The sequence below is a fragment of the Streptomyces sp. NPDC001204 genome, from assembly GCF_053598035.1.
The window spans coordinates 47,479-67,682 of sequence record NZ_JBSFJL010000031.1; the positions used below are offsets into that span (position 1 = coordinate 47,479).

The window sequence follows — 20,204 nt, forward strand, 5'->3', positions numbered from 1 at the left end:
ACTCCAATTCGTAGGGTCGGCCCGTCCAAGTGGGGCCCATCCAAGGAGAGTCGTATGCGCCACCGCGTTCTGGGCGGGACCGGTATCGAGGTCAGCCCGTACTGCCTCGGCACGATGATGTTCGGGTCCGTCGGCAATGCCGACCACGACGAGTGCGTCCGGATCATCCACGCCGCGCTGGGCGAGGGGATCAACTTCGTCGACACGGCCGACATGTACTCGGCCGGGGAGTCGGAGACGATCGTCGGCAAGGCGCTGAAGGGCCGACGCGACGACGTGGTGCTCGCGACCAAGGTCCACTTCCCCATGGGGGACGGTCCCAACCGCGGTGGCAACTCACGGCGTTGGATCTTCCGGGAGGTGGAGGACAGTCTGCGGCGGCTGGGAACGGACTGGATCGACCTGTACCAGGTGCACCGGCCGGACCACACGACCGACATCGAGGAGACGCTCTCGGCCCTCACCGATCTGGTGCGCCAGGGCAAGATCAGGGCGTTCGGCTGCTCCACCTTCCCCGCCGACGAGATCGTGGAGGCGTACCACGTGGCCGACCGGCGGGGGCTCCAGCGGTTCCGCACCGAGCAGCCGCCGTACTCGCTGCTGGCCCGCGGCGTCGAGCGGCATGTGCTGCCGGTGGCGGAGCGCCTGGGCATGGGGGTGCTGACCTGGAGTCCGTTGGCCTCCGGGTTCCTGACCGGTCGCTACCGCAGGGGCCGGGCCCTCGATCTGAGCAGCGGACGCCCCACCCTGCACCCCGACCGCTTCGATCCGTCGGCGCCGCGCACGGCCGCCAAACTGGAGATCGTCGAGCAGCTCGTCGAAGTGGCCCGGGAAGTCGGCTGCTCACTGCCGGAGTTGGCCATCGCCTTCCCGCTCGCGCATCCCGCCGTCACGTCGGTGATCATCGGCCCGCGCACGATGGAGCAACTGCTCAGCACGCTCAAGGGCAGGTCCGTGGTGCTGGACGACGCCGTACTCGACCGGCTCGACGACATCGTGCCGCCCGGAACCGACGTCTACCCCCCTGACGGCGTCTGGACTCCGCCGTCTCTCGCCGTACCGGCGCTGAGGCGACGCCCGGCCGAGTCCCGGTCCGCCGTGTGAGGTTCGGCCGTCCGTCGCGACGGGGGCGGGCCCAGGCCGTCGGGTAGAGACGAAAGCCGCGGCCGGTCTTCCTGCCGAGGTGGCCGGCCTCCACCATGCGCTGCAGCAGCGGGGGCGGAGCGTACAACGGCTCCTTGAACTCGGCGTACAGGGACTGGGCGATCGCCTGCGTGGCACCGGTGACCCCGGCACGCGACCGGCGCGAGGTCCACTCCCTGCACCCGATCCCCCTGCACAGGCTCACCGACCCGGACGTCCCCCGCCGGCGCACCGCCGACGACGGGCGACCGCTCCTCCAACTGCCGCTGCCCCGCGGGATGGTGGTCCACCCGCCCACCGGCGCGCTGCTCTGGCGGTTCCGCGAGGTCGCGCTGCTGGGCCGCCCGACGCGCGTGGCCGGCCTGGCCCAGTCCGTCTTCACCCGCACATGAGCCGGTCCCCGGTCCTGTGATGGGCCGGGGGGCTACGGCAGGTTGCGGGCCACCACGATGCGCTGGATCTGGTTGGTCCCCTCGTAGATCTGGGTGATCTTCGCATCGCGCATCATGCGCTCGACGGGGAAGTCCTTCGTGTAGCCGTAGCCGCCGAGCAGTTGCACCGCGTCGGTCGTCACGGCCATGGCGGTGTCGGAGGCGAGGCACTTGGCGGCCGCGCCGAAGTACGTCAGGTCGGGCGATCCGGCCGAGCTGCGGGCCGCGGCGGCGTAGACCATCTGCCGTGCCGACTCCACCTTCATCGCCATGTCGGCGAGCATGAACTGCACGCCCTGGAAGTCGGCGACGGCCTTGCCGAACTGCCGCCGCTCCCGGACATGGCCGACCGCGGCGTCGAGGGCGCCCTGAGCGATGCCGAGCGCCTGGGCGCCGACCGAGACCCTGGTGTGGTCCAGGGTCGCCAGCGCCAGCCGGAGCCCCCTGCCGCGCTCGCCGAGCAGGCGGTCGCCGGGGATCCGGCAGCCGTCGAAGTACACCTCGCGGGTGACGGAGCCCTTCAGCCCCATCTTCCGCTCGGGCGCCCCGTAGTCGATGCCGGCGTCGTCCGCGTGGACGACGAACGCCGAGATGCCGCGGGAGCCCGCGTCGGGGTCCGTGACCGCGAAGACGATGAGGTACCTGGCCACACCGGCCGAGGTGATCCAGGTCTTGACGCCGTCCAGGACCCAGCCGTCCCCGTCGGCCGTCGCACGGCAGCGCATCGCGGCGACGTCGCTGCCCGCCTCCCGCTCGCTGATGGCGTAGGCCATCAGCGCCTCTCCGGAGGCCACTTCGGGCAGGTAGCGCTGCCGCTGCCGCTCCGTGCCGGCCAGCAGCAGCGGGACCACGCCGAGCTTGTTGGACGTCTGGACGGTGGACGAGGAGGCGCACACCCGGGCGACCTCCTCGACGGCGAGGGCCGCGGCGAGGGCGTCGACACCGTCGCCGCCGTACTCCTCCGGGATGCCGGGTGCGTGCAGCCCGGCGGACACCAGTGTGTCGTAGTTCTCGTACGGGAACCCGCCCCGCGCGTCGACCTCCGCGGCCCGGGGGCCCAGTTCCTTCTCGGCGACGGCACGGGCCGCGGCGCGGAACTCGTCGTACATCGGGGGCAGCAGGTACGGCGTCGTCATGGAGTGCTCCTCGGTCGGAGAGTCGGGGGGCGGACTGGCGGACTGGCGGAGAGTCGGGTGGCGGAGTGCCGGAGAGTCGGGCGCCGCAGTGCCGGAGTGCCGGAGTGCCGATCGGGCGCGGGCCCGGCTCCATTGCGGCGCAGAACCGCCCGCCGCGCCAATGTGCGCGTGCACGACGATCCGGCGGATCTTCGTGCAGCCGCACATCGACCCCCCGAAGGCCCCCGGCTTACGTTCCGCATGCCGCGGCGTGATCCGGCCGCCCCGACCGAAAGGCGTGAAGCCATGACTGTTCTGCGCGGCCTGCGCGTGCTCGACCTGAGCCGGGTGCTGGCCGGCCCGTACTGCACGGCCCTGCTGGCGGACCTCGGCGCCGACGTGGTCAAGGTCGAGCCGCCCGGCGGCGACGACGCCCGGCACCTCGGGCCGTTCCGGAAGGGCGAGAGCGTGTACTTCGCCCAGCTCAACCGCGGCAAGCGCAGCATCGCCCTCGATCTGAAGGACCCCGACGACCACGCGCTGCTGCTGCGGCTGGCCGGGCAGGCGGACGTCTTCGTCGAGAACTACCGCCCCGGGGTCGCCCGGCGGCTCGGCATCGACCACGCCACGCTCCGCGCGGCCAACCCGCGTCTGGTCTACGCGAGCATCTCCGGCTTCGGGCAGAGCGGCCCGATGCGGGAGCACCCCGCCTACGACCTGATCGTCCAGGCCATGTCCGGCCTGATGGCCGGCACCGGCACGCCCGAGGGTCCGCCCACCAGGGTCGGCGAGTCGGTCGGCGACCTGGTGGCCGGACTGTTCGCCTCGTGGGCCATCAACGCCGCGCTGTTCGATCGGGAGCGCAGCGGCCGGGGCCGGTACATCGACGTGGCCATGCTCGACTCCCTGGTGTCGCTCCAGGTGACCGCGATGAGTTTGCTCACGGCGACCGGAGGCCTGCCCGGCCGGGTCGGCAACCGGCATCCGGTGTCCACCCCGTTCGACACCTATCGGACCGCCGACGGCCTGGTGGCGATCGCGGTCGCCGGCGAGGCGGTGTTCGCCCGGTTCGCCCGGATGGTGGGGCGGCCCGACATGCCGTCGGACCCGCGGTTCCGCGACGACGCCGCCCGGGCGCACCACATCGAGCGGGTGCGGGAGATCACCGAGCGGTGGTCCGCCGGACTGACCACGGAGCAGGCCCTGGAGTCGGCGCGGGCGGCGGGGGTCCCGGCCGCCCCGATCTGGGACCTGACCGATGCGGTGAACAGCGAGCAGATCCGCGCGCGCGGGCTCGTCGGCGAGTTCGACCACCCCGTACTGGGCCGCACGCCGTACCTGCGCCAGCCGGCGCGGTTCGGGCCGGACGGCACGACGGACGGGGCGGGCAGCGCCTCCGGAGCCCCCGGGACGGCGGCTCCGAGCCCGGCTCTCGGCGAGCACGCCGACGCGGTCGTCGGGCAGTGGCTCCACGAGGACCGGGACCGGAGCCGTCGGTGAGGCAGGGCGGCCACCGCCCGTAGGTTCGGGCCCCGCCACCCGGCCCAGGCAATCCTCAGCCCATATTTTGCAGCAAAGTATTGACCTCTCATTCATCCGATCCCATTCTGAATGACCTTATGCATGTCAGAAGCGGATCCGTGGAAGAGGGCATATCCATGACAGGCGTGGTCGAACAACGCTCGATCGATGTCGTCCCCGACGCCGAACGGCACGGCAGCGCGTTCAGCCAGTTCACTCTCTGGCTGGGCGCGAACCTCCAGATCACCGCGGTCGTCACCGGCGCGCTCGCCGTCGTCTTCGGCGGGGGCGCCTTCTGGTCGATCATCGGTCTGCTGCTCGGCAACCTGCTGGGCGGCGCGGTGATGGCCCTGCACTCCGCCCAGGGACCGCGCCTCGGCCTGCCGCAGATGATCTCCAGCCGGGCCCAGTTCGGCGTCCGCGGAGCCGTCGTCCCGCTGATTCTGGTCATCGTGATGTACGTCGGCTTCTTCGCCAGCGGCAGCGTGCTGGCCGGCCAGGCGGTCGGCGAACTCACCCACCTCGGCGACACCACCGGCATCGTGATCTTCGCCGTCGTCACCGCGGTCACCACGCTCGTCGGCTACCGGCTCATCCACACCCTGGGACGGGTGGCCAGCGTCGTGTGCGCAGTCGCCTTCGTCTACCTCGGCATCCGCCTCCTGGAGCACGCCGAACTGAGCACCCTGCTCGCCAACCGCTCCTTCGACCTGCCGCTGTTCCTTCTCGCCGTCTCCTTGTCCGCCTCCTGGCAGCTCGCCTTCGGCCCCTACGTCGCCGACTACTCGCGCTACCTGCCCCGCTCCACCTCTCCCCGCGCCACCTTCTGGTGGACCCTCGGCGGTTCGGCCCTCGGCTCCCAGTGGTCCATGACGTTCGGCGCGCTCGCGGCGGCCGCGGCAGGCAGCGCCTTCGTCGACAACCAGGTCGGCTACGTCGTCGGCCTGGGCGGCGCGGGCCTCGCGGCCTCGTTCCTGTACTTCGTCATCGCCCTGGGCAAGCTGACGGTGAACGTGCTCAACACCTACGGCGGTTTCATGTCGATGGTCACCGGCATCAGCGGCTTCCGCGGGCAGCGCGCGCTGTCCACCCGCGGCCGCGCCGCCTACATCGCCGGGATCATGATCGCGGGAACCGCGGTCGCCCTCCTGGGCAAGGACAGCTTCCTGACCTCGTTCAAGGACTTCCTGCTCTTCCTGCTCACCGCCTTCACCCCCTGGTCGGCGATCAACCTGGTGGACTACTACCTGATCGCCAAGGAGCGCTACGACCTGCCCGCCCTGAGCGACCCCCACGGCCGCTACGGCGCCTGGCGCGTCAAGGCACTCATCGTCTACGGCATCGGCCTTCTGGCCCAACTGCCGTTCCTGGCCACCAGCTTCTACACCGGCCCACTGGTGAAGCCGCTCGGCGGCACGGACATCTCCTGGATCGTCGGCCTGGCCGTCCCCGCCTTCCTCTACTGGCTCACGGCCCGCCGCGACACCGCCCACGTACCGGACCGCATGATCCTCACCACCGAGCCGGGGACGAGGACCGCTTCCCCCTCCCCCACCCCCTGACGGCGGCGAAGGCGGGCGCGTCCGCTCACTGCCCGGGCGGTGTGCCGGCGGGGTCGGCCTCCAGCGCCAGGAGGGCCAGCCACAGCTCCGTGCGGTCGGCCAGGCGGTCGAGGTCACGTCCGGTGAGCTGCTCGATCAGCCGAAGCCGGTAGCGCAGGCTGTTGCGGTGGAGCGTCAGCTCCCGAGCGGTCGCGGCGGACCCGCAGTCGTGGGCGAGGTACGACCGCAGCGTGGCGACCAGCTCGGCCCGCTGTTCCTCGTCGTGCCGCAGCAGCGGCGCGAGCACGGCATGGCCCAGCTCCCGCAGCGGCAGGTCCAGATTGCCCATCAGCAGTCCGGCGATGCTCAGCGGCGCCGCCCGGTGCACCCCGGGGCCGGCCTGCGCCGCCTGGCGCGCCTCGAAGTAGCCGAGCCGCAGCCCGGCCACGCCGCGTCGCGGCTCGCCCACGCCCACGCGGACCCCCGGGTCCAGCACGGTCAGGTGGTCCGCGACGGTACGGGCGGCGGCCGCGGCGTCGACGCCTTCGGGCACGATCACCATCACCGTGTCGTCGATCAGGGCGGTGGGCAGCCGGTCGCCCTCACGCTCCAGGAGCGGCCCCAGCGTCCACGGCAGGCTGCGCAGCCGTCCGGGGGCGCCGCCGACCCGGGCGACCACGACCACGTGCGGCCCCTCCACCGCGAGGCCGTACGCCGTCAGCCGGCGGCGGGCGTCGGCGTCGGAGACCGTGCGGTGCAGGACGTCCTCGAGGAGCTGGCCCAGCAGCTCCCGCCGGCCGTTGAGCACGGCCTGGTGACGGGCCACCTCGAGGCCGATGATGCTCGTGGCGAACGACAGCACGTCCTGCCGCACCGTGCCCAGCCGGGTGCGCAACCACGCGACCGGCACGCCGTCCACCACGATCGGCACGGACGTCCCCGCGTCGTCCGCCATCCCCTCGTCCCCACCGGCCCGCGGCCACTCGGACGAGGAGGGATGGCGCGCCAGCACGCGCCCACCCGGCTCGACCACGGCCACCGGCCCCGCACCCAGTTCGCGGTGCAGCCGCCGCAGCAGCCCGCGCAGCCCGTGACCGGACAGCAGCTCCCGGACCAGCTGGTCCTGGAGGACGACGGCCGATCGCACCGCGTCGTAGCGCTCCGCGAAGATCCGGTCGGCCACCCACCGGCTGATCTGCGCGAAGGGCACCTCGACCGGTGAGCCCAGGAGGGCCAGACCGGCCCGCTCGGCGGTCTCGACGACGACGGGCGGCACGTCCTGGTGCACCAGGCCGGTGCCGAAGCAGAGCGCGGCCACCGGAAGCTCCGCAAGACGGCCGAGCAGCCGTACCCACTCGGCGTCGTCCCGGTCCAGCATGCCCGTCGTCATCACCAGTTCGTCACCGCGCAGGAACGGCGTCGGGTCCGGCAGTTCCGTCGTGGACACCCAGCCGATCCGCCGGTCCTCGTCATGGCAGTGGCTGCTCAGCGCTCGAAGCCCCAGGGCGGGTTCGGCGAGGAGGTCGGGAACCGTGACGGGCACACGACGATTGTGCACCAGCACGAATCGGCCCGTGCAAGCCGGGCCACGTCGGCCCCGGCCGCCGTTCAGGAAATCGCGGACTCCGGGATCGGCGAGCAGCTTGCCCTGCTCGCGGGTGATGGCGGCGGCGAACTTCTCGGCCCGCTCGGTCAGCAGTGTCCCGGCCCGGGCGAGGAACTCGGCTCGTTCGACCGGGCCGAGCGCGCGCCAGCCGGGCGACGCGGCGGTGGCGGCGTCGACCGCGCGGTCCACGTCGACGCCGCCCGACTCGGCGAACTCCCCGATCCGGTCGGTGACATCGGCCGGGTTGATGTTCTCGCGGGTCTGCCCCGACTCGGCCGGGTCCCACCGTCCGTCGATGCAGTTGCGCCGAAGGTGCTGTGACTGTGCCATGCCCTCCCCTTCGCTGGACCACGCCGGCCGTGCCGCCGGACGTCGTCAGGCTCTCCGAAGGACCGGGCCGTCACAATGCGCGATTGCCGAATGCGGCCGATAGCCGCGGCCTATCGCCTCCCCGCCGCGGATCGCATGTCAGCCGGACGGTTGTTTCCGGCCGCCTGGCAGTGGGGCGGCCGCGGGATCCGTGAGGGCGTCGAGCAGCCGGTCCGCGGGCAGGGCCGGCAGTGTGCGGCCGCCGAAGCCCGTGGTCGTGGTCGCGGCCAGCAGGGAGTTGAGCACCGCCTCCTCGACGGCGTCGAGGACGGCTTCGAACAGGGGCCCCAGTTCGGCGTCCGCCACCGGGGCGCCCGCCTCCTGCCGGGTGCCGAAGGCGATGGCGTAGTCGCCGCTGCCGTGGCTGTAGGCCGCGCCCGTGCGGGCCAGGGCGAACACGGCCCGCCGCGCGACGCGGGTGAGCTGCCGCGCGTCGACGGGGGCGTCCGTGGCCACCACGATCATGCAGGAGCCGGTCTCCGTGACCGGCGCCGGGTGGCAGGTCAGGCCCAGGGACCGCGGGGTGACGCAGCGGCCGAGCACCCGCAGCGTGCCACCGAAGTTCGCCTGCACCAGGACCCCTGCCGTGTACCGCCGGCCTCCCAGTTCGGGGGTGCGCGAGGCGGTTCCGATCCCGGCCTTGAACCCCAGGGCGCCGGTGCCGGTTCCCGCGCCGAGGCAGCCCTCGGCCACCGGACCGCCGGCCGCCCCGTCGAGCGCGGCCCGGACGTGCTCCTCGTGCACCGGCCGCGCGCGGATGTCGGACAGGAAGCCGTCGTTGCACTCGCCCACCACGGGGTTGAGGCTCTGCACCTCGCCGCATCCGGGCCGTTCGAGCATCCACCCGACCAGGGCGTCGGCGACCCGGAACGCCGACAGGGTGGAGGTGAGCAGTACGGGGGTCTCCAGCGTGCCGAGTTCGGTGATCTGGGTGGTGCCGGTGAGCTTGCCGTAGCCGTTGCCGGTGAACACTCCCGCGGGCAGCGGCGCGTGGGGGCCGACGGCACCGGGCACGACGGCGGTCACTCCGCTGTGCACATCGGGGGGACGCCGGACGGTGGCGTGCCCGACCCGGACGCCCGGCACATCGGTGATCGCGTTGAGGGGACCCGTGTCGCCCCGCCCGATGACGATGCCGAGGTCACGGGCCCGGCGCCGGGTGCCCTGTACCGACTGGAGGTGAGCCGTGGGTTCCATAGGACCGGACGCTACGTCATGTACGGCCGGGACCGGCGCGCGGCGGGCGCCCCGGCCGCATGAACGGCCCGTCACCGGAAAGCCGGTACGACCTCCTTGACGAACAGCTCGAGCGACTTGCGCTTCTCCTCGTGCGGGAGGCTGTTGTCGCACCAGAAGCCGAACTCGTCGACGCCGAGCTCCTCGTAGGGGCGCAGCCGTTCGACGATCTCGCCCGGCGTGCCGATCACCACCGTCCGGCGCAGCGACTCGGGTGCGAGCTCGGGGCGTTCGGCGAACTCGGACTCGGGGCTGGGGTCGAGGAATCCGTTGACGGGTGTCGTCCTGTTGCCGAACCAGGCGTCGAACGTGCGGTAGAACTTCGAGATCGCGGCTGCGGCCGGGCGCCACCCCTCGGGGTCGTCCTGGACGTGCGTGTGCCGCAGCACCATGAGGTCGGGCCGGGGACCTCGGGATGCGCGGCCACGGCGTCGTCGAAGGGGCTCGTGCTGCTCGGGCAGTTGGCCCCCCGGTCACGGTGGTCACCTCCGACCAGCTTCCGTGACGGGCTCCGGGACCGCACGAGTCGCACCGGACAAGCGGGGCCGGCTCCGGGACCGCACGAGTCGCACCGGACAAGCGGGGCCGGCTCCGGGACCGCACGAGTCGCACCGGACAAGCGGGACGGGCGCCAGGGCCGCACGAGTCGCACCGGACAAGCGGGACGGGCGCCGGGACCGCACGAATCGCACCAAACAAGCGGGACGGGCGCCAGGACCGCACGAATCGCACCAAACAAGCGGGACGGGCGCCAGGACCGCACGAATCGCACCGGACAAGCGGGACGGGCGCCAGGACCGCACGAATCGCACCGGACAGGCGGGGCCGGGTGCCGCTCGGCACGGGCACCCCGCCGCCGCTGCCCGCCAGGACTCCCCGCGGGCGGGGAGCGCGGCGGGACCGGCCCGTCGGCTCAGCCGCCGTGGAGCAGGCGTGTCTCGGCGGCCGGGAGCCCCTTCGTCCACCAGTGGCCGTAGCGCCGGTAGACCGTGTCCTCGCGGTCGGCGAGGAACAGGACGAGTGATCCGGCCTCAGCGGCCAGCCCGCGCCGGACGTGCTCCGGAAGCGGGTGGAAGGCGGTGGCCTCGATTCCTCCGTCGACGGGACGCCAGACCCCGGCGACGTATCCGTCGACCAGGAGGGTGGGCAGCACGTCGCCGTTGACGCGCGTCACCAGCTTGCGGTAGGCGGGTGGGATGACGCGGCCGCGGTCGGCCTAGGCCAGCAGGATGCTGTCCCACATCGCCATCAGCCGGGGCGGGGCCGGGGTGTCCTCGGCCGGCCGCGGCGCGCCGGGGATGTCGTACAGCACCGCGCCGTCGGGGCCTTCCCACTGCTCCAGTTCGGCGGCGAGTGACTGCACCGCCGCCCTCACTCTCGTCCGCTGGACCAGCGCGAACTGCGCCATGTCCGCCACCGAGGCCGGGCCGAAGCCCTCCAGGTAGCGGCGTATCAGAGTGCGCAGACCCGCGACGGCGGCGGCCGGGTCGGCCAGCTCCGGCGGCGTGCTGGCGGCTATGTACGACTGCTGCGTGCCGAACGACCAGGGCCCTCCGGTGGGCGCGTGCCACAGCGGCGCGTACTGCCGCAGCATCCGCCAGGCCGCCGGCTCCACCGGCGCGCCCAGCAACTCCTCCACCCGGCCCCGCGCCTCGGCGGCGGACCGCGGCCGGCAGGCGTACTCCAGCAGTCCCGGGACCAGCGCGTCGGCGTCGGCCGCGGTGAGCCCGGTCGCGGTGAAACGGGAGTCGCCGAGCCGGGAGGCGCGCAGTGTCGGCTCCATGGCCTCGCGGAACGCCGGGTAGTCCGCCGCGTGGACCATGTGCAGCGTGACCCGCATCAGCGTCGACCTGACCGCCCGGTGGCCGGCCACGGCGGCGTCGAGGCCGGCCGGGTCGAAGCCGCTGAGCCGGTTCCACAGCGCCAGGTACGGCGAGGCGGGCTGCTGTGCCTGGAGAGCGACCACGCGCCGCACCGCGTCGGCGGCGGTGAGCGGTTCCCGGCCGAGCAGCAACTGACGGGCGAGGGTCGAGCGGTTGAGGGCGCGCGGTAACCATCCGGTCATCATGCCGAGCTTGTCTCGCGGTCGTGCGGGGAACCCCGCCCAAGGGTCCCCCGCACCCCGGCCTGAGCAAGGGTCAGATCCTGGCCTCCTCTCCGACCTCGGCGCCTCGAACCGCGGTCGTCTTCGGCGAACGGCGTCCGGGCATCCACCAGTTGGCGTTGCCGCACAGTTCCATCACCGCGGGGACGAGGATCATCCGGATGATGGTGGCGTCGATGAGCACGGCGACGGCCATGCCCAGACCTCCCTGCTTGACCGCGACGTCGGGGCCGAGCAACGAGGTAGTGAAGACGGCGACCATGATGGCGGCCGCGGCCGTGATGACCTTGGCGGTCCGCGCCATTCCGCGAGCGACGGCCGTCCGGGTGTCGCCGGTGCGCTCGTACTCCTCACGGATCCGCGAGATCAGGAAGACCTCGTAGTCCATGGACAGGCCGAACAGGACCGGGAAGATCATCATCGGCACCCAGGTCGTGATCGGCATCCCGGTGGGGAAGCCGAGCGCCGAGCCCAGCCATCCCCACTGGACGACCGCGACGAGCACGCCGTAGGCCGCGCCGATCGCGAGCAGGTTCATCACCGCGGCCTGCAACGCGATCGTGACCGACCGGACCAGCGCGATGAGCAGCACCAGGGACAGCGCGATGACGACCGCGATCATCAGGGGCAGGCGCGAGCCGATGTCGTCGGCCATGTCGATCGTGCCGGCGTTCGGGCCACCGACGTAGACCCTGTCGCCGCCGGGTGCCCTGGGCAGCACCTCGTCGCGGAGCCGGTGCACCACGTCCGCGGTCGCCTCGTCCTGGTATCCGGTCCGGGGGAAGGCCATGAGGATCGCGGCCTGCCCGTCCTTGCTGACCTGGGGCGGTGTGGTGTGGGCGATGCCCTCGGTCCTGCCGACCGCTTCGACGACGGGACGCAGACCGGTGTGGCCGGAGCCGACCTCGGCGACGAGGATCAGGGGTGCGCCGTAGCCGGGACCGAAGCCCTCGGAGAGGATCTTGTACGAAGTGTAGCTGCTCCTGTCGTGGGGCTGGACACTGGCGTCGGGGTTGCTCAGCCGCATCGAAAGCGTGGGGGCGGCCAGCACCAGCAGGACCGCGCCGGCCAGCACCGCGGCGACCAGCGGCCTGCGCTGCACCACCCCGGCCCAGCGCTCGGCGAGGGTACGGCGCTCCCGCGCCGGGACACCGCCGGACCCGCTCCGGCGGTACGTGCGACGCGGCAGGCGCAGCGAGTTGATCGTGTACCCGGTGAAGCCCAGGAACGCCGGCAGCAGGGTCACCGCGGCGATCATCGTCACCAGCACGATCACCGAGGTGGCTACGGCCACCCCGGTCATCAGCCGCTGTCCCATGACGATCAGGCCCATCAGCGCGATCACGACGGTCGTGCCGGCGAACAGGACCGCGTGACCGGCCGTTGTGATGGCCCTGACCGTGGCGGTCTCCGGCTCGTCGCCGGCCTGCAGGCCGTCCTTGTAGCGGGTCACGATGAACAGCGCGTAGTCGATCCCGACGCCGAGACCGATCATCGCGGCGAGGATCGCGGTGAAATCGGGTGACGGGACCAGGTATCCCACCAGCTTCATCAGAGCGATGCCGGCGACGATCGCCAGCAGCGCGGTCACGATCGGCAACCCCATCGCCACCAGTGACCCGAAGGCGATGAACAGGATCACCGCCGCCGCCACGATGCCCACGCTCTCGGACGAACCCTGCGCGGGCGTCTCGGCCTTCTCCGCCTTCTCCCCGCCCAGCCCCAGCGTCACACCGTCGCCGGAGGCTTCCTTGACCATGGTCACCAGGGGCTTGACCTCGGACTTCTTCACATCCTTGGCGGTCAGCGGGATGGTCGTACGGGCGATACGACGATCCTTCGTCACCAGATCCTCGTCCCTGTACGGCGAGGTCACCGGTCCCGTAAGGGGGGAGGCGTCCAGACCGGCGATGACCTGCTCGATCTTCTGCCGGGCAGCGGGGTCGTCGATCCCCTTCTCCGCCTTGATCGCGAGAGTCAGCGTATCCCCCTGCCGCTCGGGGAAGTGCTTCTCGATCAGCGCCTGCGCCTTGGCGGAGTCGGAGCTTCCGCCGGAGAAGTCGTTGTCGGGGGCGGCGCCGAAGCCGAAGCCGGCGAACGCCACGGCGATCACGCCGACGATCCAGGCCAGGAGCACCAGGCGGCGCCGCCGGTAGCAGAACCGGGCAAGTCCCGCCAGGGCTCCTTCCGTACGGGGGGTGTCGGTTGCCGTCATCTTCTCCTCCTGCGGCTGGACGTCGCCCGATCATGTCCGCCGGACCCGTCGCCGAACGTCCCGCAGGCGCGGACACTTCGGGCTGCCGCCGACGGCGCACGCGGCCGCGGCGGATACCGCGGGCGCCGGCCCTGTACCGCGGGCGCGGTACAGGGGCGCTCCTCCGCGAGCGTGATCCGCCCGCGACGGCATCCCGTTAGGGTGCGCCCATGGACAGAGCACGGTTCGGTGTCCCGGCCGGTGTCGGGGACTGGGCGATCGCCGTCGGCGTGGCGGGGGCGCTGCTGGCCACCGGGCTGTCCGGAGGGCACTCCGCCGAGGGTCTCGGCCCGCTCGGCTACACGCTGCTGGCGGTCGGCGGTCTGGCGCTGGCCGCCCGCCGCCGGGCCCCGCTGCCCGTGCTGGCCGTCACCGGACTGTGCGCGGTGGGCTACCAGGCGGTCGGCTTCGATGTGCCCGCCGTCGCCTACCTGTTCGCGGTGTACGCCGCCATGCGGGCGGGGCACCGCACCGTCACCGTCGTGGCGAGCGTGGCCATGCTGGCCGCCCTCCCCCTCGCGGCCCTCGCCTCCCTGCACGACACGGGGGAGGCGTTCGCGCAGGCCCGCGGCGCGCTCGAAGTGGCCTGGCTGATCGCGGCCGGCGCGGCGGGCGAGGCTCTGCGGCAGGCCGAGCGGCGGGCGGACGAGGCCGAGCGCACCCGGGAGGAGACCGCCCGGCGCCGCGCCGACGAGGAACGGCTGCACATCGCACGGGAGTTGCACGATTCGCTCACCCACCAGATCTCGATCATCAAGGTGCAGGCCGAGGTCGCCGTCCATGTGGCCCGCCGGCGCGGCGAACAGGTGCCGGCGGCCCTGCTGGCGATCCAGGAGGCGGGACGTGAGGCGAGCCGGGAGCTGCGCGCGACCCTGGAGGCGCTGCGCGACGACGACACGGCCCCGCCGCGCGGTCTCGACCACGTCCCGGAGCTGGTGGAACGGGCCCGTGCCATCGGCCTGGACGCGACGCTGACGATCAAGGGGCAACGGCACGACGTGCCCGCCGCGGTGGACCGGACCGTGTACCGGATCGTGCAGGAGTCGCTGACCAACATCGCCCGGCATGCCGCCGCGGATTCGGCGTCGGTCCGGATCGACTGCCGTCCGGACGCGCTCACGATACGCGTCGACGACGACGGCCGGGCCACGCCGGGCACCGCCCCGGTGCCCGGCGTCGGACTGCTCGGGATGCGTGAGCGCGTCACCGCCCTCGGGGGCCGGCTGCGGGCCGAGCCGCGTGTCGGGGGAGGCTTCACCGTCCAGGCCGAACTCCCCGTGGAGCAGACGTCGTGATCCGTGTCCTGCTGGTCGACGACCAGCCGCTCCTGCGCAGCGGCTTCCGCGCGCTGCTCGACATGGAGGACGACATCGAGGTGGTGGCCGAGGCCGGTGACGGGCTGGAGGGCCTGGCCCTGGTCCGGGAGCACCTGCCCGACATCGCGCTCATCGACGTCCGGATGCCGGTCCTCGACGGCATCGAGGTGACCCGGCGCATCGCGGCGGACCCGGCGCTGTCGGGGGTGCACGTCGTCATCCTCACCAACTACGGCCTGGACGAGTACGTCTTCGACGCGCTGCGCGCCGGGGCGGCCGGGTTCCTCGTCAAGGACATCGTGCCGGAGGACTTCCTGCACGCGGTGCGTGTCGCCGCGCGGGGCGACGCCCTGCTCGCGCCGTCGATCACCCGCAAGCTGATCAGCCGGTACGTCACCCAGCCGCTCGACACGGGAGCCGGCCCGGGGCTGAAGGAGCTGACCAACCGCGAACGCGAGGCCGTCGCCCTGGTCGCGCAGGGGCTGTCCAACGACCAGATCGCCGACCGCATGGTGATCAGCCCGATGACCGCGAAGACCCACGTCAACCGGGCCATGGTCAAACTCCGGGTCCGTGACCGCGCCCAACTCGTGGTCCTGGCATACGAGTCGGGCCTGGTGACCCCGCGAAGCCGTTGAGCGAGGCGGGCGGCCGTGCCAGTCGGGGCGCTGCGGCACCCGGGGGGAGGACGGGCGTGGCTGATCAACCTGCCTCACCTGTGCTCCTGGCCTGGGGATCCCCCCATGGACAAGAACGCTGATGACGGAGCCGATGGCCACCGAGGCGGCGGCGTGCCGGCTGGTCATGTGGGTTTTACCGGTGAGCGGGACTTGCCAGTGCTGAGCGCCCCGGACGCCGGTGCGGGCGGGATCGACGGCGATCACGCCGATGGCGGCTTCCGCGCACACGCAACGGCCGTCACCGCTGTGCGTCGTGCACCGGGCCGCCGCCCCGGAGGCCGACAGGCCGCGCGCAGCCGACCGGGCGATCACGGTCACTCCGCGCAGTGAAACCCGCGCGCCCCCGGAAGCGGCCGTCCCGGCGGCAAACCCGTACCGCACGGCGGGGATGCCGCGGTGCGACCACGAACGCAGCCGACACGGATAGCGAGATGACTGTCGCTCAATGTGATCTTCTGTGAGTGTCGTCGGTTACCGGGCCCGAGATGTCCAAGGAGATCTCATGCACAGATCCGCTGTCGGAAAGCGCTTAGCCACCGCCCTCGCCACCGCGTCCCTCGCGGGCGTCCTGGACCTGGCCGGCTCGGGGTCGGCCCACGCGGCGAGCGCGGGCGTCCCGATCCTCCCCGGACACGGCATGCACTCCACGCAGCTGTCCAGGAGCTTCTCCTCCTGACACGGCGGACGGCGGACAGGGCCGGGGTCGCCCGGCCTCATCCGCGCGCCCGGTCCCGTACTCACCCGCATCCCAGGAGCACTTGGTGAAGTCCGCTCTCCACGCACCCGCCGCCGCGGTCGCGGATCCCGGCGAGGGATACGCCTTCGACAACGACAACGTCCACGCGACGGAGCAGTACCGCTGCCCTGCCGCGTCGCTGGACCCGATCACCACCGCGCGGCTGGCCGGCACCGGAGTCACCGACGGCTGGCGCTGCCTCGAGGTCGGCGCGGGCGGCGGCAGCGTCGCCGCCTGGCCGGCCGAACGCGTGGCGCCCACCGGCGACGTGGTGGCCACGGACATCGATCCCATGCACCTCCCCGGGCACCCGCGCCTTCGGACACTGCGGCACGACGTGACCCGCGACCCGCTGCCCGAGGAGGCCTTCGACCTGGTCCACTCCCGTCTGGTGCCGCTCCGTCTGCCGCAGCGCCGGTCGGCGCTCGCCACGATGACCCGTGCCCTGCGGCCGGGCGGGTGGCTGCAACTCGACGAGTTCGACATCGACTACGGCCCGGTCCTGCTCGCGCCGAGCCGTGCCGCAGCCGAGGTGTACGAGCGGTTCCTGGCGGCCAAGGCACGCGTGTTCGCGCAGGCGGGAGCGGACGGCAGCCGGGGACGGCACGCCGCCGGTGCCCTGCGGGACGCCGGGCTTGTCGACGTCGACCCGGTGCCCTTCCTGATGCCGTGGCACGCCGACTCGCCCGGCGTCCGCCTCCTGATCCACCACACCCACCACCTGCGTGACCGCCTCGTCGCCGCCGGCATGACCGACGCCGAACTCGCCGAGGTGCGCGAGGTGATGCGGCATCCGCGGTTCCGGGCCGGCTCGTGCGTGATCCACTCCGTGCAGGGACGGCGGGCCCGGTGAGCGTCGACGCGTGCGTACGGGCCGAGGCGCGTCGGACGCCGGAACCGCACCGGCCGCTGGCCGGGATCCAGGTGAGCGCCACGGGCGGCTCGACGGCGCTCGCGGTCGCCGCCGGCCACCTGGCGCTCCTCGGCTGCGAACCGGCCACCGCCGGCCTGGAGCACGGCACCGGTGACAGCCGTCCGGGGCACGTCACCGGTGACGCCGGTGACGCGGGCACCCTCGTCGACGCCACGGGTGCCGGCAGCCTCACCTGCGCCATCGACTGGGCGGGCCCGGTGGCGCTGCCCCTGGCGAGCGAGGCCGACGTGCAGTCCGCCTGCGGCATCGCCCACATCCACGGGCGCCGGTACGGGGAGCCCACGCCGCTCGGCCTCGACTACGCCGGAACGGTGGCCGGGGTGCTCGCCGTGACCGGCATGCTCGCCGCGTTCCACGCCGCCGCGCGCGGCACCCGGATCTGCCGGGTGCGCACCTCGGTCGCGCAGGGCGCGCTCCTCGCCACCGGCCAGTACCTGGCCATGGCGAGCGCCCCCCGTACGCACCCTTCGGACCGGCCGGTGCCGCTGAGGTCCCCCGGTCCGGGCGCCGGCCCACCGCCGTTCACCAGCGCCGACGGGATCAGGTTCGAGATCGAGACGCTCGACGCCGAGGCCTGGCAGCGTTTCTGGACCGTCCTCGACGCGGAGCGGACCGCGATCCGCCGGGGCTGGTCGCCGTTCCAGAACCGGTTCGCCACCGCGGTCTGCCCGCTGCCCGCCGCACTGCACCGCGTCACCGCGCGGCGTTCCTACCAGGTGATCCGTTCCGTGGCCGCCCGGACCGACGTCAGCGTGCTGCCCGTCCGCGGCCCCGACGCGCCGGAGCCGGGCGCCCTGCCCGAGACCCCATGGACCGTCAGGGCACTGCCCACGGACCGGCGGACCGCGGCGGGGCCCTCCGTGCCCTCACCCGCCGCGGCCTCCCCCACGGTGTCCCGGCCGCTCGCCGGGCTGGTCGTCGTGGAGTCCGCCGGACGGGTGCAGGGGCCGCTCGCCGGGCACGTACTCGCCCGGCTCGGGGCCCGGGTCGTCAAGGTCGAACCGCCGGGCGGGGATCCCCTGCGCGGCGCCGAGCCGCTGGTCGGCGGCTGCTCGGCCCGGTTCCTGGCGTTCAACCACGGCAAGGACGTGGTGGAGGCGAACCTGCGGACCCCGAGCGGCCGCGGCACGCTCCGCGAACTCGTCCGCGACGCCGATGTGTTCCTGCACAACTGGGCCCCGGGCAAGGCGGCCGCGTGGCATCTCGACGCCACCGATCTGGCCGGTGTCCGGCCCGGCCTCGTCTACGCCCGGGCGTCCGGCTGGGGCGAGGCCCTCGGGCCCACCCCGCCGCTCGGAACCGACTACCTGGTGCAGGCGGGCAGCGGTCTGGCCGGGCTGACCGCGCGGCACGGCGAGCCACCGACGCCCTCGCTGATGACGCTGCTCGACGTGCTCGGCGGCCTGGTCTGCGCCGAGGGGGTGCTGGCCGCGCTGGTGGCGCGCTCCACCGGCGGCCGCGACAGGCACGGCAGCGCCCCAGTGCTGCGTGTGGACACCTCCCTGCTCTCCGCCGCGACCGTACTGACCCGGCACGGATCCGGCGCCGCCGCCTCACACCGTCCCGGGCCGTCGGTGCCGCTGACGTCCGACCTCACCGAACTCGCCGAGGACCCGCGGTTCGGCGCCGCGCTGACCCGGGCCGGCTGCGTCCTGCCCGGCACGCCCTGGGAGTTCACCGCATGACGGGGACCTGGACCACGGCCGGCGGCGTCGAGGTGCCCCACCGGGTGCCGGCCCGGCCGCGCCGCCGGTACGTCGAACAGGGGCTCGTGCCCGGCCGTGACCTCTCCGCGCTCCTCCGCGCGCAGGCCACGGCCCACCCCGAACGGCCCGCGGTCATCTACCCCGAGGGCACGCTCGGTTGCGCGGCCCTCGACCGGCGTGCCCGGCGGATCGGCGCGGCGACGACGGCTGGGTGCGCACCGGGGACCGCGGGCTGCCCGACGCCGACGGCCACGAGGGCTCGGCCCCGCGACACCGCTCGCCGTCGTACGCGGCCCCCTCGCCCCACCGGCCCCCGGCCACCGCTCACCCCGGCGGAGCGGACCACGCTCGCCGGGGCGGGCGCCGCTCGGGCGACGCCGCTGCTCCACGCCCCGCGGACGCCCGACGCCACGACCACAGGGAGCGTCCATGACCAGTGAGCTCAGCACCGGCACCGCCACGGAGCCGCCGCGCCGGGAGGGCGGCGTCCGTACCGGCCGGGGTCCGGGGGCGCGGCTGCCCGCCTACCTCCGGCCGGCCAGGCCCGGCACGGTCGACCACTACCTCGGCCTGGCCGTCGTCTGGTCGCTGCTTCCCGCGTCCCAGCGGCTCGACGAGGCGTCCCTGGCGACGCTGCTCGCGTTCCTGCTGGGCGCGGTGTGCCTGGTGGCGGCGGCCGTCGCGTTCGACGACGCCAGCGGCTACCGGGACGGGAGCGACGCCGCGAACCACGGCCCCGACGCGCCGGCACGGGCACTGGCCCGCAAAGCGCTGCCGGCCGGGACGCTCACCGAGGCGGCCGCGGTCCGTTTCGCCTGGTGCGCCCTCGTCGCCGGGTGCCTGTGCTGGACGACGGCGCTGGTCTGGGCGCCGTACCGCCCGCTGTGGGCGGTGCTCGCCCTCGTGGCCGCCACCGTCGTCGTCCCGCAGTACTCGTGGGGCCCGCGGCTCAGCCACCGGGGCTTCCGGGAAGTGTTCCCCGCCGTGGTCGGCTGGGCCTCCGTGCTACCGCTGTTCGGCCTGCTCACCGGGGAGGCGACCGGGCTCGCGGCCGTGGAGGCGTTCCTGTTCGGGCTGGGTCCGGTCCTGTTCGGCGTGTACTCCAACACCCACGACCTCGAAGGGGACCGCGCGGTGGGCCGGCCGACCGCCGCGTGTCTGCTGTCCCTCAAGGGCAACCGCTGGTTCATCGGGGCGCTCTCGGTGCTCGAGACCACGGCAATCGTCACCGCGCCGCTGCTCGGGTTCTGCCCGTGGTGGTTCCCGATCGCCTTCGTCCCGCTGAAGGCGACCCGCGTCCGGCAGTTCACGGTCGGCATGGTGCGCGGTGACGTCCTGCGCGGCCGGCTGATCGGCATCCGGGCCCACCGGATCCTCGTCGTCACGCTCGTGGCGGTCAATCTCACGATCACCGGCCTCGTCTGAGCCCGAAGGGCGGGGCGAGGACCCGAGCGACGTCCCCACGCTCCGTGCGGAAGCCGCCAGAACCGCCGCGCCCCACCGTCCATCAGC

General features: G+C 73.4%; 17 protein-coding genes and 2 pseudogenes. 12 read left to right on the top strand and 7 right to left on the bottom strand.

Annotated features, from left to right (window positions below):
• Positions 1-54 precede the first annotated feature (54 nt).
• Positions 55-1,104, top strand: a complete 1,050-nt coding sequence (locus ACWC91_RS32215; protein ID WP_225077247.1) for an aldo/keto reductase — start codon at positions 55-57, stop codon at positions 1,102-1,104.
• A gap of 43 nt (positions 1,105-1,147) precedes the next feature.
• Here the strand turns inward: ACWC91_RS32215 and ACWC91_RS32220 are convergent.
• A pseudogene (locus ACWC91_RS32220) lies at positions 1,148-1,267 on the bottom strand (3-hydroxyacyl-CoA dehydrogenase family protein); the annotation flags it as partial.
• Here ACWC91_RS32220 and ACWC91_RS32225 point away from each other — a divergent pair.
• A complete protein-coding gene (locus tag ACWC91_RS32225; RefSeq protein WP_450641442.1) occupies positions 1,239-1,535 on the top strand; it encodes a hypothetical protein in 297 nt (98 codons plus the stop codon). The pseudogene ACWC91_RS32220 and the gene ACWC91_RS32225 sit on opposite strands and share 29 nt — an antisense overlap.
• Before the next feature lie 32 nt (positions 1,536-1,567).
• Here the strand turns inward: ACWC91_RS32225 and ACWC91_RS32230 are convergent, their stop codons facing one another.
• Complete coding sequence (locus ACWC91_RS32230; protein ID WP_450641410.1) at positions 1,568-2,710, bottom strand: acyl-CoA dehydrogenase family protein; 1,143 nt, start codon at positions 2,708-2,710, stop codon at positions 1,568-1,570.
• A 285-nt stretch (positions 2,711-2,995) separates the two neighbouring features.
• Here ACWC91_RS32230 and ACWC91_RS32235 point away from each other — a divergent pair, with 285 nt between their 5' ends.
• Positions 2,996-4,189 carry a CaiB/BaiF CoA transferase family protein gene (locus ACWC91_RS32235; protein ID WP_450641411.1) on the top strand — a complete coding sequence of 398 codons (1,194 nt, stop codon included), beginning with the start codon at positions 2,996-2,998 and terminating at the stop codon, positions 4,187-4,189.
• A 158-nt stretch (positions 4,190-4,347) separates the two neighbouring features.
• Complete coding sequence (locus ACWC91_RS32240) at positions 4,348-5,772, top strand: purine-cytosine permease family protein (RefSeq protein WP_281156177.1); 1,425 nt, start codon at positions 4,348-4,350, stop codon at positions 5,770-5,772.
• A 25-nt stretch (positions 5,773-5,797) separates the two neighbouring features.
• Here ACWC91_RS32240 and ACWC91_RS32245 read toward each other — a convergent pair whose 3' ends face one another.
• The 5 genes and pseudogenes from ACWC91_RS32245 to ACWC91_RS32265 all read right to left on the bottom strand — a co-directional run bounded on the left by ACWC91_RS32245 (position 5,798) and on the right by ACWC91_RS32265 (position 13,281).
• Positions 5,798-7,687 (bottom strand): aldehyde dehydrogenase family protein, encoded by a 1,890-nt coding sequence (locus ACWC91_RS32245; protein ID WP_450641413.1) that lies wholly within the window; start codon positions 7,685-7,687, stop codon positions 5,798-5,800.
• A gap of 138 nt (positions 7,688-7,825) precedes the next feature.
• A complete protein-coding gene (locus ACWC91_RS32250; protein ID WP_450641415.1) occupies positions 7,826-8,923 on the bottom strand; it encodes a P1 family peptidase in 1,098 nt (365 codons plus the stop codon).
• A 71-nt stretch (positions 8,924-8,994) separates the two neighbouring features.
• Positions 8,995-9,354: an LLM class flavin-dependent oxidoreductase gene (locus ACWC91_RS32255; protein ID WP_263638080.1), complete on the bottom strand. Its 360-nt coding sequence runs from the start codon at positions 9,352-9,354 to the stop codon at positions 8,995-8,997.
• Positions 9,355-9,875: 521 nt separating this feature from the next.
• Positions 9,876-11,027: pseudogene (locus ACWC91_RS32260) on the bottom strand (winged helix DNA-binding domain-containing protein).
• Positions 11,028-11,100: 73 nt separating this feature from the next.
• On the bottom strand, positions 11,101-13,281 hold the full coding sequence (locus tag ACWC91_RS32265) for an MMPL family transporter (RefSeq protein ID WP_450641417.1): 2,181 nt from the start codon (positions 13,279-13,281) through the stop codon (positions 11,101-11,103).
• Between the two features lie 209 nt (positions 13,282-13,490).
• Between ACWC91_RS32265 and ACWC91_RS32270 the strand changes: the two genes are divergently transcribed.
• From ACWC91_RS32270 to ACWC91_RS32305, 8 genes are all read left to right on the top strand, one after another.
• Positions 13,491-14,615, top strand: a complete 1,125-nt coding sequence (locus ACWC91_RS32270) for a sensor histidine kinase (RefSeq protein ID WP_281156182.1) — start codon at positions 13,491-13,493, stop codon at positions 14,613-14,615.
• Positions 14,612-15,274 (top strand): response regulator, encoded by a 663-nt coding sequence (locus ACWC91_RS32275; protein WP_225077256.1) that lies wholly within the window; start codon positions 14,612-14,614, stop codon positions 15,272-15,274. Before ACWC91_RS32270 ends, ACWC91_RS32275 begins: the two co-directional genes overlap by 4 nt.
• Positions 15,275-15,379: 105 nt before the next feature.
• A complete protein-coding gene (locus ACWC91_RS32280) occupies positions 15,380-15,646 on the top strand; it encodes a hypothetical protein (protein ID WP_308043094.1) in 267 nt (88 codons plus the stop codon).
• 172 nt (positions 15,647-15,818) lie between these two features.
• Positions 15,819-15,992: a hypothetical protein gene (locus ACWC91_RS32285; protein WP_225077257.1), complete on the top strand. Its 174-nt coding sequence runs from the start codon at positions 15,819-15,821 to the stop codon at positions 15,990-15,992.
• Between the two features lie 85 nt (positions 15,993-16,077).
• Complete coding sequence (locus tag ACWC91_RS32290; RefSeq protein WP_225077258.1) at positions 16,078-16,905, top strand: class I SAM-dependent methyltransferase; 828 nt, start codon at positions 16,078-16,080, stop codon at positions 16,903-16,905.
• Complete coding sequence (locus ACWC91_RS32295) at positions 16,902-18,671, top strand: CoA transferase (protein ID WP_450641419.1); 1,770 nt, start codon at positions 16,902-16,904, stop codon at positions 18,669-18,671. Before ACWC91_RS32290 ends, ACWC91_RS32295 begins: the two co-directional genes overlap by 4 nt.
• Positions 18,668-19,132, top strand: coding sequence for a hypothetical protein (locus ACWC91_RS32300; protein WP_225077260.1), 465 nt, complete (start codon positions 18,668-18,670; stop codon positions 19,130-19,132). Before ACWC91_RS32295 ends, ACWC91_RS32300 begins: the two co-directional genes overlap by 4 nt.
• Positions 19,122-20,117 carry a UbiA family prenyltransferase gene (locus ACWC91_RS32305; protein ID WP_376499753.1) on the top strand — a complete coding sequence of 332 codons (996 nt, stop codon included), beginning with the start codon at positions 19,122-19,124 and terminating at the stop codon, positions 20,115-20,117. Before ACWC91_RS32300 ends, ACWC91_RS32305 begins: the two co-directional genes overlap by 11 nt.
• Positions 20,118-20,204 lie beyond the last annotated feature (87 nt).